The sequence below is a fragment of the Sinomonas terricola genome (assembly GCF_034931225.1).
Lineage (GTDB): Bacteria > Actinomycetota > Actinomycetes > Actinomycetales > Micrococcaceae > Sinomonas > Sinomonas terricola.
Genome location: NZ_JAYGGQ010000008.1, coordinates 32794 through 49648 on the forward strand (window position 1 = coordinate 32794; position 16855 = coordinate 49648).

The 16855-nt window shown below is 70.0% G+C and carries 12 protein-coding genes; 4 read left to right on the top strand and 8 right to left on the bottom strand.

Features of this window, described 5'->3' with window-relative positions:
• Position 1: 1 nt before the first annotated feature.
• Positions 2–1855 carry a translation elongation factor 4 gene (lepA, locus tag SPF06_RS11420; protein ID WP_323279187.1) on the bottom strand — a complete coding sequence of 618 codons (1854 nt, stop codon included), beginning with the start codon at positions 1853–1855 and terminating at the stop codon, positions 2–4.
• Positions 1856–2154: 299 nt separating this feature from the next.
• Between lepA and rpsT the strand changes: the two genes are divergently transcribed.
• Entirely contained in the window at positions 2155–2415 is a 261-nt protein-coding gene (gene rpsT / locus SPF06_RS11425) for a 30S ribosomal protein S20 (RefSeq protein WP_323279188.1), read from the top strand.
• A 129-nt stretch (positions 2416–2544) separates the two neighbouring features.
• On the opposite strand, the gene holA is transcribed toward rpsT, so the two are convergent.
• The 7 genes from holA to SPF06_RS11460 form a co-directional block, all read right to left on the bottom strand.
• A complete protein-coding gene (holA, locus tag SPF06_RS11430) occupies positions 2545–3579 on the bottom strand; it encodes a DNA polymerase III subunit delta (RefSeq protein WP_323279189.1) in 1035 nt (344 codons plus the stop codon).
• Positions 3576–5465: a ComEC/Rec2 family competence protein gene (locus SPF06_RS11435; protein ID WP_323279190.1), complete on the bottom strand. Its 1890-nt coding sequence runs from the start codon at positions 5463–5465 to the stop codon at positions 3576–3578. The genes holA and SPF06_RS11435 overlap by 4 nt, the downstream gene beginning before the upstream one ends.
• Before the next feature lie 28 nt (positions 5466–5493).
• The gene (locus SPF06_RS11440; RefSeq protein WP_323279191.1) at positions 5494–6417 is read right to left on the bottom strand and encodes a ComEA family DNA-binding protein; all 924 of its coding nucleotides are present in this window, start codon (positions 6415–6417) and stop codon (positions 5494–5496) included.
• 121 nt (positions 6418–6538) lie between these two features.
• Positions 6539–7525, bottom strand: a complete 987-nt coding sequence (locus SPF06_RS11445) for a DegV family protein (protein WP_323279192.1) — start codon at positions 7523–7525, stop codon at positions 6539–6541.
• A 32-nt stretch (positions 7526–7557) separates the two neighbouring features.
• Positions 7558–10086, bottom strand: coding sequence for a leucine--tRNA ligase (gene leuS, locus SPF06_RS11450; RefSeq protein ID WP_323279323.1), 2529 nt, complete (start codon positions 10084–10086; stop codon positions 7558–7560).
• A gap of 234 nt (positions 10087–10320) precedes the next feature.
• Positions 10321–11853, bottom strand: a complete 1533-nt coding sequence (glpK, locus tag SPF06_RS11455; protein WP_323279193.1) for a glycerol kinase GlpK — start codon at positions 11851–11853, stop codon at positions 10321–10323.
• 46 nt (positions 11854–11899) lie between these two features.
• Positions 11900–13633 carry a glycerol-3-phosphate dehydrogenase/oxidase gene (locus tag SPF06_RS11460; protein ID WP_323279194.1) on the bottom strand — a complete coding sequence of 578 codons (1734 nt, stop codon included), beginning with the start codon at positions 13631–13633 and terminating at the stop codon, positions 11900–11902.
• 102 nt (positions 13634–13735) lie between these two features.
• Between SPF06_RS11460 and SPF06_RS11465 the strand changes: the two genes are divergently transcribed.
• The 3 genes from SPF06_RS11465 (at position 13736) to SPF06_RS11475 (ending at position 16840) form a co-directional block, all read left to right on the top strand.
• Positions 13736–14749: a sugar-binding transcriptional regulator gene (locus tag SPF06_RS11465; RefSeq protein ID WP_428985753.1), complete on the top strand. Its 1014-nt coding sequence runs from the start codon at positions 13736–13738 to the stop codon at positions 14747–14749.
• A 70-nt stretch (positions 14750–14819) separates the two neighbouring features.
• Positions 14820–15749, top strand: a complete 930-nt coding sequence (locus tag SPF06_RS11470; RefSeq protein ID WP_323279195.1) for an alpha/beta fold hydrolase — start codon at positions 14820–14822, stop codon at positions 15747–15749.
• Complete coding sequence (locus SPF06_RS11475; RefSeq protein ID WP_323279196.1) at positions 15746–16840, top strand: glycosyltransferase family 4 protein; 1095 nt, start codon at positions 15746–15748, stop codon at positions 16838–16840. Before SPF06_RS11470 ends, SPF06_RS11475 begins: the two co-directional genes overlap by 4 nt.
• Positions 16841–16855 lie beyond the last annotated feature (15 nt).

The window sequence follows — 16855 nt, forward strand, 5'->3', positions numbered from 1 at the left end:
CTTACTTCTTCGCCTTGTCCTTCGACTCGTCCGTCGTGAGCGCCGCGATGAACGCCTCTTGGGGGACCTCGACGCGGCCCACCATCTTCATGCGCTTCTTGCCCTCTTTCTGCTTCTCGAGGAGCTTGCGCTTGCGCGTGATGTCACCGCCGTAGCACTTCGCGAGGACGTCCTTGCGGATCGCGCGGATGTTCTCGCGCGCGATGATCCGCGAGCCGATCGCAGCCTGGATGGGCACCTCGAACTGCTGGCGCGGGATGAGTTCGCGGAGCTTCGACGTCATCATGACCCCGTACGAGTAGGCCTTGTCGCGGTGCGTGATCGCGCTGAACGCGTCGACGGTCTCGCCCTGGAGGAGGATGTCTACCTTGACGAGATCCGCGACCTGCTCGCCGTCGGCCTTCCAGTCGAGCGAGGCGTAGCCGCGCGTCTTCGACTTGAGCTGGTCGAAGAAGTCGAACACGATCTCGGCGAGCGGCATCCAGTAGCGGAGCTCGACGCGGTCCTCCGAGAGGTAGTCCATGCCCTTCATCTGGCCGCGACGGCCCTGGCAGAGCTCCATGATCGCGCCGACGAACTCGTTCGGGGACAGGATGGTCGCGGACACCATCGGCTCCCGGACTTCCTTGACCTTGCCCGTGGGGAACTCGCTCGGGTTCGTCACGGTCACGACCGAGTTGTCCTCCTTCGTCACCTCGTAGATGACGTTCGGAGCGGTGGAGATGAGGTCGAGGTTGAACTCGCGCTCGAGGCGCTCGCGCACGATCTCGAGGTGCAGGAGGCCGAGGAAGCCCACGCGGAAGCCGAAGCCGAGCGCCGCCGACGTCTCGGGCTCGTACACGAGCGCGGCGTCGTTGAGCTTGAGCTTGTCGAGGGCGTCGCGGAGGTCCGGGTAGTCGGAGCCGTCGAGAGGGTACAGGCCCGAGAACACCATGGGCTTCGGGTCCTGGTAGCCGCCGAGGGACTGCGCCGCGGGCCGGGACAGATTCGTGATCGTGTCGCCGACCTTGGACTGGCGCACGTCCTTCACGCCCGTGATGAGATAGCCGACCTCACCGACGCCGAGGCCCCTGCTCGGGATGGGCTCGGGCGAGATGACGCCGATCTCGAGGAGTTCGTGGCTCGCCTTCGTGGACATCATCTGGATCCGCTCGCGCGGCGACAGATTGCCGTCGACGACGCGGACGTAGGTCACGACGCCGCGGTAGGTGTCATAGACCGAGTCGAAGATCATGGCACGGGCCGGCGCGCTCGCGTCGCCGACCGGCGCCGGGATGTCCCGTACGATGCGGTCGAGGAGCCCCTCGACGCCCACGCCGGTCTTGCCGGAGACCCGCATGACCTCCTCCGGATCGCCGCCGATGAGGTTCGCAAGCTCCTCGGCGTACTTCTCGGGCTGCGCGGCCGGGAGGTCGATCTTGTTGAGGACCGGGATGATCTGGAGGTCGTTCTCCATCGCGAGGTACAGATTGGCCAGCGTCTGGGCCTCGATGCCCTGGGCCGCGTCGACGAGCAGGACCGCGCCCTCGCACGCCGCGAGCGAGCGCGAAACCTCGTAGGTGAAGTCGACGTGACCTGGAGTGTCGATCATATTCAGGGCATAGGCCGTCCCGTCGACCTCCCACGGCATGCGCACGGCCTGCGACTTGATCGTGATGCCGCGTTCGCGCTCGATGTCCATCCGGTCGAGGTATTGGGCCTTCATGTCCCGAGCCTGGACGACTCCGGTGAACTGCAGCATGCGGTCGGCGAGGGTCGACTTGCCGTGGTCGATGTGCGCGATGATGCAGAAGTTGCGGATGATCGACGGATCGGTCGCGGCGGGCACCGGAGCGGTGCGGGCCATTGGAGACACCCTGTACGTCCTCTACTGTGCGGCTGTGCTGTGGCCTGGATAGCTGTGGCTGCCGGGATGGCGAATGCTGACTTCCCAGTCTCCCACGGATCGGCGCATGCCGCCGAGCGCACTCCGCGGCACGCCGCCACGGCCATCCGGGGCGGGCCCCTTCGTTGGTGCTAAGATGGACTGCTGTGTGTCCGTGCAGGTCGACGGGCACTGAAGGCCGGCCGCCAAAGGCATCCCCACGCCGCTCAGTCGAGGCCGGTCCGAAAGCCCTCTAGACCCTGTCAGCGAAAACAAGAAAGTTCACACACGTGGCGAACATCAAGTCCCAGAAGAAGCGCATTCTCACCAACGAGAAGGCGCGTCAGCGCAACATGGCGGTCAAGTCCGAGCTGAAGACCCTCATCCGCGCGGTCAACACCGCGGTCGAGGCTTCGGACAAGGATCGCGCGACGGCTGCGCTCGAGCGCGCGAGCAAGAAGCTGGACAAGGCTGTGAGCAAGGGCGTCATCCACAAGAACCAGGCGGCGAACCGCAAGTCGGGCATCGCCAAGAAGGTCAACGCGCTCTGACCCACACGTCAGACTCCCGCGAAGGGTCGGCATCCGCACGGATGCCGGCCCTTCGCGCTTCCGGGGGAAGGCGGTATGCGCTTCGGCGCGGTCGCCATTGGCTCGGCACGTGATGCCGGACCGCTGTCGCTACCGCGCTCTCGCCGACGCGCTCACGACCGCGAGGGCCCGCTCGACGGCGTACGCCGGGTCGCGAGAGAGGCCCTTGACTTCGGCATCAGCCTCGGCCACGGCCCGGATCGCCTCCGCAAGGCTCTTGGGCGTCCAGCCTCGGATGTCCCGCTGCGCCTGCTCGACGAGCCACGGCTGCATGCCGAGCGAACGGGCGATGTTCTGGGCAGAGCCGTGCTCCCCCGCGACCTTCGCGAGCGTGCGCAGCTTGGAGGCGATCGCGGCAACGATCGGCACCGGGTCGACGCCGGTCTCAAGCGCGTGGCGGAAGGCGGAAAGCGCCTGCGCCCGGCGCCCCGCGAGAGCCGCGTCCGCGACTTTGAAGGCCGTGGCCTCGACACGTCCGCCGAAGTACTTCTCGACGGTTGCGACGTCGACAGTCGACGTCGCGTCAAGCTGAAGCTGGCTGCACGCGGCGCCGAGCTCGGCGAGGCTGCTCCCGACGGCCGCAACGAGGGCGTCGATCGCCTCGCGTTCGATGCGCCGACCAGAGCCCTTGAACTCGGCCGCGACGAAGGCTGCCTTGTCGGCGTCCTTCTTGAGCGGCTGGCAGTCGATGAGCGGCGCCCCAGAGGCTTTGACGGCATCGAGGAGTTTCTTGCCGCGCGCGCCTCCCGCGTGCCGGAGGACCAGAACGACGTCGGGGTCCGGGGCCGCGACATACGCGATCGCATCCTTCAGGAAGTCCTCGCTCATCGATTCGAGGCCGCTCGCCTCGATGAGCTTCTTCTCCCCGAAAAGCGACGGTGACGCGGCGATGATCAGCTCGCCCGCTGCGTAGCCCTGGGCGTCGAACCTCGTCACCTCGAGGCCGGGGTCGGCTGACCGTGCGTGGCGCCGGATCGAGTCCATGGCGCGTGCCGCGAGATAGTCCTCCGGCCCCGAGACGAGGACGACGGGAGCCGGGGCCGCATTCCGGAAGTCGACGCCTGACGGTGCCTGTGCAGCGGATCGCGAGCCCTTCGACCCCTGCCGGCCCCCCGCCGTCGTCACGGCCGACCCTCGCGCGCTCTGTGCATCACCCGTCCACCTTGCCACGCGTGCCGCGCTCCGCCAAGCCCGCCCCTGCGCTGCGCGAGCCACGCGAGGGCGCGCAGCACCGACGCCCTGAAGCGCGGGTCCGCCGCTCCAAGGATGACGCCCGCGTTGAGGAGCGAGAAGGCTGCCATCATGGCTGCGCCGCCGGGCCCCTCAGGCCAGTTGAATGTCGCTCCGCCGAGGCGCGCGAAGGCGTGTGCGGCTGCCGCGAGGAGGCCCGCGGCCGGGCCCGCGAGGGCGACAGCGGCGATCGCGAGCGGCGGGCAGAGGAGGCCTGCGGCGAGCGCCGCCGTCGACGCGATCGTTATCACTGGCACAAGCGGTGCAACGACGATATTGGCGGCGATCGACCACGTGTGGAACGTGGGATCCACGAGCACGAGGACAGGCCCGCAGAGCAGCTGCGCTGAAAGCGGCACCGCAACGGCACCCGCGAGCCACATGGGGAGAAAGCGTGCTAGAGCGGCCACAAGACGGGGTCCAAGCCACGCGATGCCCAGTGTCGCGAGCACCGAGAGCGTGAAGCCGTAGCTGAGTGCGAGGGACGGGTCGATGAGCAGAACGGCCACAATGGCGGCGCACAGGGCCGAGCAGCTCGCACCCGCCCGTCCGGTCGCGAGGGCCACGAGGCCCACGGCCCCCATGGCTGCGGCCCTCAGGACGCTCGGCTCGGGGCCGACGACGGCCACGAACGCGCCGAGGGCCAGTGCGCACCCGACGAGGACAGCCCAGCGCGGCCAGCGCGCGAAGCGCAGCACGAGCAGGACGCATCCGAGGATGATCGCGAAGTTGGCCCCGCTCACGGCGGTGAGATGGCCAAGCCCTGACGAGCGCAGGTCGGCCTCGAGACCCGAATCGAGCGCGCTGCGGTCGCCGGCCGCGAGGGCGGGAACGAGCCCGGCCGAGTCGCCCGTGAGCCACGCTGCATGGGTCCTGAGCGACTCACGCGCGGCGACGGACAGGCCCGTGACGCCCTGAGCTGCGCTGAGCACCTCAGGCGTCCCGGAGAGAACGAGGAACCCCGTCCCGTCGCGCGTTCCCCCTGCCGCCCGAGCGGCCACGCGGACCCGGTCCCCCGCCGTGAGCCGCGCGAGTGCCGCTCCCCCGGCGATCCTGACGCGGGCGGAGGCGTCGAATCTCAGGCCGTCACGGGTTGCCTCCATGAGTCGCGCATCGGCGATGAAGCGCGGACTCGAGCCGAACGACTCGACAGCATCGTGGCGTCGCGGCTCGCCGAGGAGCTCGACAAGCGCGAGCGTCGGCCCGCCCTCGGCGAGCAGCTCCCCGACAGGTCCTGCGGTGTCGCGCTCGAGCCGGGCCGAGCCCGCGGCAAAGCCGGCGCCCCACGCTGCGCTGAGGACGACGGCGGCGGCGAGTGCGCCGACGGCGGGCTTGCGGCCTATCCGGCCGGCCCCGTGGCCTGCCGCACGACGGGCCATGGCGGGCTTTCGGAGCGCGAAGACGCCCGCGCCGCCCAAGGCGGCGAGGACGAGTCCCCAGGCCCACAGGGCGGTGTCGACTCGGGACAGTCCCTGCACGGGCCCCACGACCGCCCACGCCGATCCCGCCCAGAGGGCGACCGCAAGCGGTACGAGCCGCAGATCGCGCCATGGGCGGCGCGGGGAGACCGGCTGCTCAGGGCCGCCGCGTATCACGTCTGAAAGCGCTTCGCGGGCATCGGCGAACGCCGTACGCGGGCGGGAGACCACCGGAGCGGGACGACCGCGGACCCCGACGACGGCGGAACGCACGAATCCTGTCCACGCCCCGTGTCGCACATCCCCCGGGAGGGCCGTGGGTGAGCTCCCGGCCCGGCCTTGCGGGCTGCTGCGATCGGCCATGTCGGTTCCTCTCACGTCAGACGGACAGTCAGACGGACAGATGGGGACGAAGCGATTCGAGCATCGCGGGCCCGATTCCCGGGACAGCGTCGAGGCCATCGACCGAGGAGAAGCGGCCATGCTGAGTCCGATACTGGACGATGCGCTGGGCCAGGACGGGCCCGACGCGCGGAAGGGTCGTGAGGTCCTCGACCGTCGCGCTGTTGAGGTTGACCGTTCCCCCTTTCGACGTGCCGGCGGCGGCCGACGGCGTGCCGCGGGCCGGACCGGAACCCCCAGCATCCTCAGGCTCGGAGGGCTCGCCGGCGCGCGGCACGACGATCCGCGAACCGTCCTCGATGGCCGCTGCAAGATTGAGCCGATTCTGGTCGGCGCCCTCGGCCGGTCCTCCGGCCGCGGCGATGGCTTCGTGCACCCGACTTCCGCGCGGCAGCCTCACGATTCCCGGCCGGCCCACGGCGCCGGCGACGTGGACCACGATCTGGCCTGCGCCGTCGTCCGTGGGCGCGGATGCGCCGGACGAAGCAGTCGCATTGGACGAAGCGCTCGCGCCGGGCTCGGCAGGCGGGCGCGTCGTCGTGGACCGCAGCGCGTCGGGGCTGTCGACGGGACGGGCCGTACGGGAATCCGCAAGCGTGGACCACCACCACAGGCCGGCACACACTCCCAACGCCGCGACCACCACGACGGCCACCGCCCATGACGGCGCCCAGCGGCGCGTACTGGGGGCGCCCTGCACGGGTTGGGCGTCGCCGTCGTCCGCCCCCGATTCGTGGCCCTCCGCCTCGTCTTCCCCAGCAGGCCCGTCCTCGCCCGTCGGCGCGTTCGCCCCCGCGGGCGCGTCGGCCCTCGCAAGCTCGAGGAGGGCCGCCGCGGATGGCTCGTCCGGGGCGGCGAATTGGTCCCAGCGGTGGCGCGGCGAAATGCGCTCCGAGCGTCGTCCTGGTCCCATGATCCAACGCTCGCACGGCTGCACCGAGGCACGGACGGCCGGGAGTGCCGATGTGCGCCGACGCGCGAGGGCAGAGGTGTTGAGGGCCAATGGGCCCGCTCTGCGCCCGCGCTCAGGGACCTCAGGGGCTGCGAGGCAGCCCGGTGGAGGGAGCTTCGCGGCCGCTCACGACGATGGCCAGCACGCCGAGCCCTGTGTGGGCCGCGAGGACCGCGGGAAGCGGGGAGACGACAACTTCGGCTCCGTCTGCGAGCGTCTCGGCCAGCTCGCGCGCGAGGCTCTCAGCCTCGGGCCGATTGCCGAAATAGTGGACGGCGAGCCGCGGCGAGGCCCGGCGGCGGGCATCGTCGAGCGAGAGCTCGCGGAGCCTCGGGAGCGCGCGGGCGCTCGTGCGGATCCTTTCAATCGGGATGATCTGGCCGTCGCGGATCGCGAGGAGCGGCTTGATCGCGAGGACGGTGCCGACCCATGATGCCGCCGCGCCGATGCGCCCGCCCCGCCGAAGCTGTTCGAGGCTCGGGAGGAAGAAGCGGACCTGGGCACCCTCAAGGGCAGCGCGGGCCGCCTCCGCGACAGCCTCGGGACCCGCGCCCGCCGCCGCGGCCTCCGACGCGGCCCGCACCGCAAATCCCTCGGCAAGCCCTGCCATGCGGGTGTCGATGACGTGCACCGGCAGATCGACGCGCTCTGCGGCAAGGCGGGCAGCGTCGACCGTGCCGGAGAGCGCCCCCGAGAGGTGGATCGACACGACGGACTCGTAGCCCGCGGCGCCGAGCCTGCGGTAGACACGCTCGAAGACGCCGGGAGCCGGCCGCGACGTCCTGACCGGCCGCCCTTCGGCGAGGGCGATCGCGAGCGCCGCCTCTGCCTCGGGGCCGTCGGAGAAGATCTCGTCGCCTGCCATGACCGAAAGCGGAACGACCTCGAACCACGCGCCGTCGCCAGCCGGCTTGGCCCACTCGGCCGGGAGGGCGGCGGCGCTGTCGGTGACGACAGCGGTGCGCACCTTGGGCGACGGCGTCTCGCGCCGCTCGGGCAGCCGGAGGCGCGAGAGCCGCTCCCCGAGGAAGCGGCCCGCGCGCCGGCCGGCCGGTGGGCGTTCGCTCACGCGCTTGCCCTAACGTCCGTTTCCGGGGGCCGTCACGCCGGGACGATGTTGACGAGCCTGGGCGCCCGAACGATGACCGTGCGGATGCCCCGGCCGTCGAGGATGCGCGTGACATTCGGCGAGGCGAGGGCGAGTTCGCGCAGCTCGTCCTCCGAGATCGCGGGATCGACCTCGAGGCGATCGCGGACCTTGCCCTGCACCTGGACGACCGCGGTCACGGTCTCCTCGACGAGGAGGGACGGATCATGGGCGGGCCACGACGCGTTCGCGACGGACGGCTCGTGGCCAAGCGCGGCCCAAAGGTCCTCTGCCGTGTACGGCGCCACGAGGCTCAGGATGATCGCGACGACCTCGACGGCCTCGCGCACCGCCGGATCCGCTCCTCCGGGGCCGTTGTCGATCGCCTTGCGTGTCGCGTTGACCAGCTCCATGACCTTCGCGATCACGACGTTGAACTTGTGCGCCTCGACGAGCTCCGAAGCCTCCGCAAGCGTGCGGTGGGTGACTGCACGCAGCGCGCGGTCTCCCGCGGCCGGGTCCGCGCCGGGCTCGCTCAGCACGTCCTGGCCGAGCCGCCACGCCCGCGCGAGGAACTTGGCCGAGCCGGACGGCGAAACGTCCGCCCAGTCGACGTCGTCCTCGGGCGGCGACGCAAAGACCATCGTGAGGCGCACGGCGTCGACGCCGAACTGGTCGAGCTGTTCGCCGAGGTCCACGCCGTTGCCGAGCGACTTGCTCATGGCCTTGCCGCCGTTGAGCACCTGCCCCTGGTTCATGAGCGCCGCGAACGGCTCGTCGAACTCGATGAGGCCCATGTCCTTGAGGACCTTGGTGAAGAACCGGCTGTAGAGAAGGTGCAGGATCGCGTGCTCGACGCCGCCCACGTACTGGGCGACGGGCATCCAGCGCTTGGCCGCGTCGACGTCGAACGGCCCCTCGGAGTAGTCCGGCGAGAGGTACCGAAGGTAGTACCAGGACGAGTCGACGAACGTGTCCATCGTGTCTGTGTCCCGCCTGGCCGGGCCGCCGCACGTGGGGCACGTGACGTTGACCCAGTGCTCGGCGGCCGCGAGCGGAGAGGTGCCCTTCGGGGCGAGCTGCTCGCCGCGGAGGTCGTCCGGGAGGCGCACGGGAAGCTGATCGTCGGGGACGGGGACCTCGCCGTCCACGTCGCAGTGGATGATCGGGATCGGGGCGCCCCAGAACCGCTGCCGCGAGAGGAGCCAATCGCGCAGGCGGTAGTTGACCGTTCCGGCTCCCGTGGCGGCGGATTCGACGATCTCGATGGCCTTGGCGATGCCCTCGGCCTTCGAGAGGCCGTCGAGCGGACCGGAATTGACGATCGTCCCCTCGCCCGACGTCGCGACGCCGCTCACCGCCGGGTCCTCCTCGCCCGTGTCGAGCACCGCGCGGACCGGGAGGCCGAAGGCGCGCGCGAAGTCGAGGTCGCGCTGGTCGTGCGCGGGCACGGCCATGATCGCCCCCGTGCCGTAGTCCGCGAGCACGTAGTCGGCGGCCCAGACCGGGAGCTTCTCTCCGCTCAGCGGATTGACCGCGTAGCGGCCCAGGAAGACGCCGGTCTTCTCGCGATCCGTGTTCTGGCGCTCGATCTCGGAGAGCGCCTTGACGCGGTCCTGGTACTCCGCGAGGGCCTCGGCCTGGTCGGGGGCCACGATCTCGGCGGCGAGTTCGGCATCCGCCGCGACGACGAAGAACGTCGCGCCGTAGAGCGTGTCCGGGCGCGTCGTGAACACGGTCACGGAGCGGTCGGGGCGGCTCCCGTCGTCGGTCGCCTCGATCGCGAAGTCGACGTGCGCACCCTCCGAACGCCCGATCCAGTTGCGCTGCATCGCGAGGACGCGCTCGGGCCAGCGGCCATCGAGCTCGTCCATGTCGTCGAGGAGCCGGTCGGCGTACTCGGTGATCTTGAAGTACCACTGGTTGAGGGCCTTCTTCGTCACGGGCGTGCCGCAGCGTTCGCACGCGCCGTTGACCACCTGCTCGTTCGCGAGCACCGTCAGGTCCTTGGGGCACCAGTTGACCGGGTGGTTCTTCCGGTACGCGAGTCCGCGCTCGTAGAAGCGCAGGAACAGCCACTGGGTCCAGCGGTAGTACTCGGGATCCGACGTGTGCAGGCGACGCGACCAGTCGAGGCTCAGGCCGTAGCGCTTGAAGGACGCCGCCTGGGTGTCGATGTTGGCGTAGGTCCACTCGGCAGGGTGGGCGTTGCGCTTGATCGCCGCGTTCTCGGCGGGCAGGCCGAAGGAGTCCCAGCCGATCGGGTGGAGCACGTCGTAGCCCTTGAGCCGCCAGTAGCGCGCGACGACGTCCCCCATCGCGAACGCCTCGGCGTGGCCCATGTGGAGGTCGCCCGAGGGATACGGAAACATGTCGAGCACGTAGCGGCGCTCGCGGCTGCCGTCGTCCTTCGGCGTGAAGACGCCGAGCTCGTCCCATACCGCCGGCCACTTGGCCTCGATCGCGGCGAAGCTGTACGCGCCGTCCCCTGCGTTGGACAGCACCGCCCCACCCGTCTGCTCAGCACCCTGCTGTTCGCTCACCGTGCTTCTCTCCACATGTCTGTTTCCTCTGGCGCCCGCCGTGGCGTTCGCCTCCGCTCGCACGTACCTGCCCCTTGACACACAAAAGCCCCTCACAGGGAGGGGCTGCCGCTCACGACGAGCGGCTAGGGAAGGAGCAGGAAGCCATGCATAGGCCTATCCTAGCGCAGGCGCCGCGCGGGCCCGTCCGGGCGAGCCGGAGGCCGGTCGCTGCGGCCGCGCGGGCCTGCCTGGTCAGCGGGTGTCCGTGTCGGTCCAGTCCATCGACTTCGCGACCGCCTTGTGCCAGAGGCGCAGCTGCCGGTCACGCTCGGCGGGATCCATGGAGGGGCGCCAGCGCCGATCCTCCCCCCAATTCGCGGCGAGTTCACCCAGGCCGTTCCAGAAGCCCACCGCGAGGCCCGCGGCGTAGGCAGCGCCGAGCGCCGTGGTCTCGATCACGGTGGGGCGGACCACGTCGACCCCGAGGATGTCCGCCTGGAACTGCATGAGCACGTCGTTGGCGACCATGCCGCCGTCGACCTTGAGCTCGGTGAGCGGGACGCCCGAGTCGGCGTTGACGGCATCGAGGACTTCGCGGGTCTGGAACGCCGTCGCCTCGAGCGCGGCACGGGCGATGTGGGCCTTGTTGACGTAGCGCGTGAGCCCGACGATCACGCCGCGCGCGTCGGCCCGCCAGTACGGTGCGAAGAGGCCGGAGAACGCCGGGACGATGTACACCCCGCCGTTGTCGTCCACCGAGAGCGCGAGGTTCTCGACTTCCGGTGCGGACTGGATGAGGCCCAGGTTGTCGCGCAGCCATTGGACGAGCGAGCCGGCGACGGCGATGGACCCCTCGAGCGCATAGCGCGGTGCTTCCTTGCCGAGCTGGTAGGCGACGGTGGTGAGCAGGCCGTTCTTCGACCGGACGATGTGCTCGCCCGTGTTGACGATGAGGAAGCAGCCGGTGCCGTAGGTGTTCTTCGCCGCCCCCGGGCCGAAGGCGGCCTGGCCGAAGGTCGCGGCCTGCTGGTCGCCAAGGATTCCTGCGACGGGAACTCCGGCAAGGGGCTCGCCTTCGCCCACGACTCCGTAGACCTCCGAGGACGATCTGATCTCGGGAAGCATCGACGCCGGAACGCCGAAGGCAGCGAGGATCTCCTCGTCCCACGAGAGCGTCTCGAGGTCCATGAAGAGGGTGCGCGACGCGTTCGTGACGTCGGTCATGTGCACGCCGCCGTCAGGGCCTCCCGTGAGGTTCCACAGGACCCAGGAGTCGGTGTTGCCGAATAGGAGCTCGCCCGCCTCGGCCCGCTCGCGCGCCCCCGGGACGTTGTCGAGGATCCACCGGATCTTAGTGCCCGAGAAGTACGTTGCGAGCGGCAGGCCCACCTTCGCCGTAAAGCGCTCGACCCCGCCGCTCGCCGCGAGCTCGTCGACGATCGGCTGCGTCCGGGTGTCCTGCCACACGATCGCGTTGTAGACGGGCTCGCCCGTGCCCTTGTCCCACACGACCGCCGTCTCGCGCTGGTTGGTGATGCCGACGGCGCAGATGTCGTACCGCGTGAGGTTCGCCGTGGACAGTGCTTGGCTGATGACGTCGCGCGTGTTGTCCCAGATCTCCCGGGGATCGTGCTCGACCCAGCCCGCGTGGGGGAAGATCTGCTCATGCTCGAGCTGGCCGCTCGAGACGATCCTGCCCGCATGGTCGAACACGATGGCCCGCGTGCTCGTGGTTCCCTGATCGATCGCGAGGACGTACTGCGCGGCTTCGCCCGGCTGGGACATTCATGCTCCTTTGGAATGGATGCGCTGTGCGTACAATACCGGCCGCTCAGCCGACGAGTTCGTCGACCTCGACGCGATGGGATGTCGCGAGCGTCTCAAGGGCATGGCGGACCTCGGCTGCCAGCCGCTGTTCGCCCCAGCCGAGATGCGGAGCGAGGACGGCCGCCACCTCCCACACGAGCAGGTGGGTCACGAGCCCACGGAACGCGAGCGACGTGCGCCGGATCAACACGTCCACGAGCCGCCCGATCTGCTCGTGCCTGGCCATGTAGGCGAGCTCGCGGGCGCTCAGCTCATTCGTGCTCTTGAGGGGGCTGTCCGCTTCCGCGCGGAGGAAGCCAATGACCTCAGCCGCTCGCGTGCCGTAGCGCTCGAGGAGCACGCCGGCGCGGGCCGCGCTGATGTCGGGGCCGAGCTGCGCCTTGAGCCAGCTCTCCCGGTCCGCGTCCGACGTCGGAAAGCCTTCGCCGCCGCCGATGGGCAGTTCGGCCGTGCTCTGCCGGCGGCTGGCGCCGAGCTCTCGGAGGACGTCGTTGGAGAGCTGCTCCGCGAGCGCCCGGAACGTGGTCCACTTGCCGCCTACGAGGCTGAGCCGCACGGGCCCGGCCCCCGACCCGCCGGAGCGTTCGATGCGGTAGTCGCGCGAGATGAAGCCGGGTGCCGTGTCGTCGTGGCGCGGGAGCGGCCGCACCCCCGAGAACGTGTAGACGATCTCCTCGCGGCCTACCGCGACCTCGGGGAAGACGTGGCGGATGAGGTCGAAGAAGTAGTCGATCTCCGCGTCCGTGCACGTCGGGGAGAGATCGTCGCCCGCGGCGACATCGGTCGTGCCGACGAGCACGCGGTCGCCCATCGGATAGATGAGGACGATCCGGCCGTCGGTGTGCTCGAAGAAGATCTCCCGCCCCTCGCAGGCCGCCAGGAGTGCGGGCGAGTCAAGGACGATGTGCGAGCCCTTGGTGCCGCCCATGTACCGCGTGCCCGCGCCGAGCGCGTCGTTCGTGCGATCGGTCCACGCGCCCGACGCATTGACGACGACGTCCGCGCGGAAGGCGAATTCCTCTCCGGTGAGCTCGTCGCGGAGCCGGACAGCGCCGTCGTCCATTCCCACCGCGCTCACGTAGTTGGCCGCGCGGGCGTGCTCGCCCGCGGTGAGCCCGTCGCGAAGGACGTCGAGCGTGAGCCGCTCGGGGTTGTGCACCGAGGCGTCGAAGTAGGTGGCGGTGTACTTGACGTCGGGGCGCAGCTGCGGGAGGTCGGCAAGGGAGCGCGTGCGCCCGACGAAGCGGTGCCGAGGGACGCTGCCGCCGTCGCGCGAGAAGGCGTCGTAGAGCGAGAGGCCCGCCTTGATGAGCACGGCACCGCGCTCCTGCGGCCTGCCGGAGCGGTGCGTGAGGAAGCGCAGGGGCGCGTTGAGGATGCCGGAGAACGTGCTGAAGATCGGGATCGTCGTCTGGAGCGGCTTGACGTAGTGCGGCGCGATCCGCAGGAGGCGGTTGCGCTCGACGACTGATTCGCGGACGAGCCGGAATTCGCCGTTCTCGAGGTAGCGGATCCCTCCGTGGATCATGTGCGACGACGCCCCGGACGCGCCCTGGCAATAGTCGCCCCGCTCGACGAGTGCGACGTCGATTCCCTGAAGTGCGAGGTCGCGGAACGTCCCGACACCGTTGATTCCGCCGCCGATGATGAGCACCTGCGCGGCCGGTCGGCCTCGGAGGGCGTCGACGGCGGGACGGGGGTTGGCAGGGCCGGTCGCGGCATCGCGGGCATGGTCCACGGAGTTCTCCTTGGGGCGTTGGGAAGGGATCGCTCCGCCCATTCTTCGAGAGGCTGAAAGAACAATTCAAGGCCAATGCACAAACGTGCAAAAATGGTTCCCATGCCGTCGATTCCCCCGCCCTCGGACGTGGCTGAAGGGCCGAAATCCGCACAGTCTCCCGGGGCCCGCAAGGATCGGGACGCACTGCTCGCCGCGCAGCTCTACTATCTCCAGGACCTCACGATGGACGCGATCGCCCGCGAGCTCCGGACGTCGCGCTCGACCGTCTCCCGTCTCCTTTCGTTCGCGCGGGAGACCGGGCTCGTCCAGATCCAGATCTGGAACCCCCTCGAATCGTCCGCGGAACTCGAATCCGCCGTCGTGAGGCGCTATGGCATCCGGGCGCACGTGGTTCCGCACGTCTCGAACCTCAACGAGGCCGAAACCCTCGACCGCGTCGCGATGTACGCGGCACGCACGCTCACGCCGCTCGTGAGCTCGAACGCCGTCGTCGGCGTCGCGTGGGGATCGACGCTCAGCGCGATGAGCCGCTACCTGAACCGCAAGTCCACGCACGGGACCACGGTGGTCCAGCTCAACGGCGCCGCCAACACGCAGACGATGGGCCTCGGCTATGCGAGCGAGATCATGCATCGCTTCGGCGCGGCTTACGACGCGGCCGTCGAAGAGTTTCCGGTGCCTGCCTTCTTCGATCGCGCCGAGACCAAGCGGCTCATGTGGCACGAGCGCAGCGTGCGGCGCGTGCTCGACATCCAGGCCCGCATGTCCCTGGCAGTCTTCGGCATCGGCTCGATTGCCGCCGACGTGCCGAGCCACGTCTATGCCGCCGAGTATCTCGACGCGGACGATACGGCCTCGCTCGCACGGGAAGGCGTGGTGGGTGACGTCGCCACGGTGTTCTTCCGCGAGGACGGCAGCTCCGACGGGATCACCCTCAACGAACGGGCAACCGGCCCCGACCACCGCCTCGTCCGCTCCGTCCCGCACAGGTTCTGCGTCGTCTCGGGATCCGCGAAGGCGCGAAGCCTCCGCGGGGCGCTCCACGCGCGGCTCATCACCGAGCTCGTCGCCGACGAAGCCACCGTGCGTGCGCTCCTCGCGCTCGACGCCTGACGGCCCCGCACAAGCCAGACAGGTAGAGTCGTGGCATGACCCTGCTTCCCCTTGCGGACAGAGCGTGCTGATGGCCGCGGTCGCAACCCCTGGGTTCCTCTCACCGGGCCTCGATCGGCGCGAACGTCGTTCGAGCGTGACCGTCCTCGGCGCCGAGACCGCGGTCTTCTCCTACGAGCCCGAGCCCGGGTCCGGCACGACGGACGGCCCAGCGATGCCCACGATCCTCGCCGTCCACGGCTTCCGCGGCACTCACCACGGCCTCCTGCGGATCGTGGACCGCCTCCCCGAGGCTCGCGTCATCATGCCCGACCTTCCCGGATTCGGCGAGTCCGCCCCCCTCGGCGCGCCGCACGACATCGCGGGATACGTGGCGTGGCTCGATGCGCTCGCCGACGCGCTCGGGCTCAGGGACGACACCGTCCTCCTGGGCCACTCGTTCGGCTCGATCGTCGCCGCCCACTTCGTCGCCCAGAACCCCACCCGTTTCTCGCGGCTCATCCTCGTCAACCCCATCTCGGCACCCGCCCTCGAGGGACCTCAGGGGATCCTCAGCCGGCTCGCGGTGGCGTACTACCGGGCCGGCGCGGCGCTTCCGGCGTCCATCGGCGCGGGCCTCCTGCGGCACCCGCTGATCGTGCGCGTCATGAGCGAGGCCATGGCGAAGACCCGAGACACCGACCTCCGGAGCTTCGTCCACGGCCAGCATGCAAGCCACTTCTCGAGCTTCGCGAACCGGGACATGCTCCTCGAGTCCTTCGAGGCCTCCGTCTCCCACACGGCGGCTGAAGTCGCGGACGACCTCAGGCTGCCCGTGCTTCTCATCGCGGGCGACCGCGACGAGGTCGCGCCGCTCGCCGCGGTCCGCCGATTCCATGAGCGGCTTCCCGATTCGCGCCTCACCGTGATCCCCGGCGTCGGGCACCTCATCCACTATGAGACGCCGCAGCCCGCCGCCGAAGCGATCCGAGGGTTCGTGGCTGAGGAGGCCCGGGGATGAGAATCCTCGTCGACGCGCGCTTCACCCGGACCGACCACCACGACGGCATCAGCCGCTACGGGGCGAGCCTCATCGCGGCCCTGGCCGAGCGCACTGAGACGGCCATGCTCATCAACGACGAGCGGCAGCTCGCGCTGCTCCCCAACGTTCCGCACGTCAAGGTGTCGAGCCCCCTCTCCCCCGCCGAGCTCCTCGTCGCGGCGAAGGTCAACGGCCTGAACCCCGACGTCGTGTTCTGCCCCATGCAGACGATGGGAACGTGGGGCCGTCGATACCCCCTCATCCTCACGCTGCACGATCTCATCTACTACGAGCACCCCGAGCCGCCCGGCTTCCTCCCGGCGCCCGTGCGCCTCCTCTGGCGGCTCTACCACAAGGCCTACTGGCCCCAGCGCGTCCTGCTCAACCGAGCCGACGTCGTCGCGACCGTGAGCCACACGACCAAGTGGCTCATGGCCGAGAAGCGGCTCACGCGGCGACCCGTGCGCATTGTGGGCAACGCGCCGCAGAACGGCCGCGAGCCGCGCAACCCGGACGCTTCCCCCGCGCCGAGCCTCGTCTACATGGGCTCGTTCATGCCGTACAAGAACGTCGAGACCGTCATCGCGGGGATGCGCTCGCTTCCCGACTACACCCTGCACCTCCTGAGCCGGATCTCGCCCGAGCGCCGCGCAGAGCTCGAGGCCGTGGTGCCTCCCGGAGCCACCGTCGAATTCCACGGAGGAGTGACCGAGGACGAGTACGAGGCCATCCTCCGCGAGGCCACGGCCCTCGTGAGCCTCTCGCGCTCGGAGGGATACGGCCTTCCGCTCGTCGAGTCCATGTCCCTCGGAACGCCCGTCATCGCGAGCGACATCCCGATCTTCCGCGAGGTCGGCGGCGACGGTGCACGGTTTGTCGATCCCGATTCGGCGGACGCCTTCGCAGCCGCGGTCCGCGAGCTCGAGCTGCCCGGCGTGTGGCCCGAAGCCTCGCGCGACGCCGTCAGGCAAGCGGGCACCTTCACCTGGGATCGGTCTGCCGACGCCTTGATCGACGCAGCCGAAGAGGCTATCGAGCTGTTCCGGGCCCGGCGCACCGGCCGCAGCTGAGGGCTGCCGCGGGCG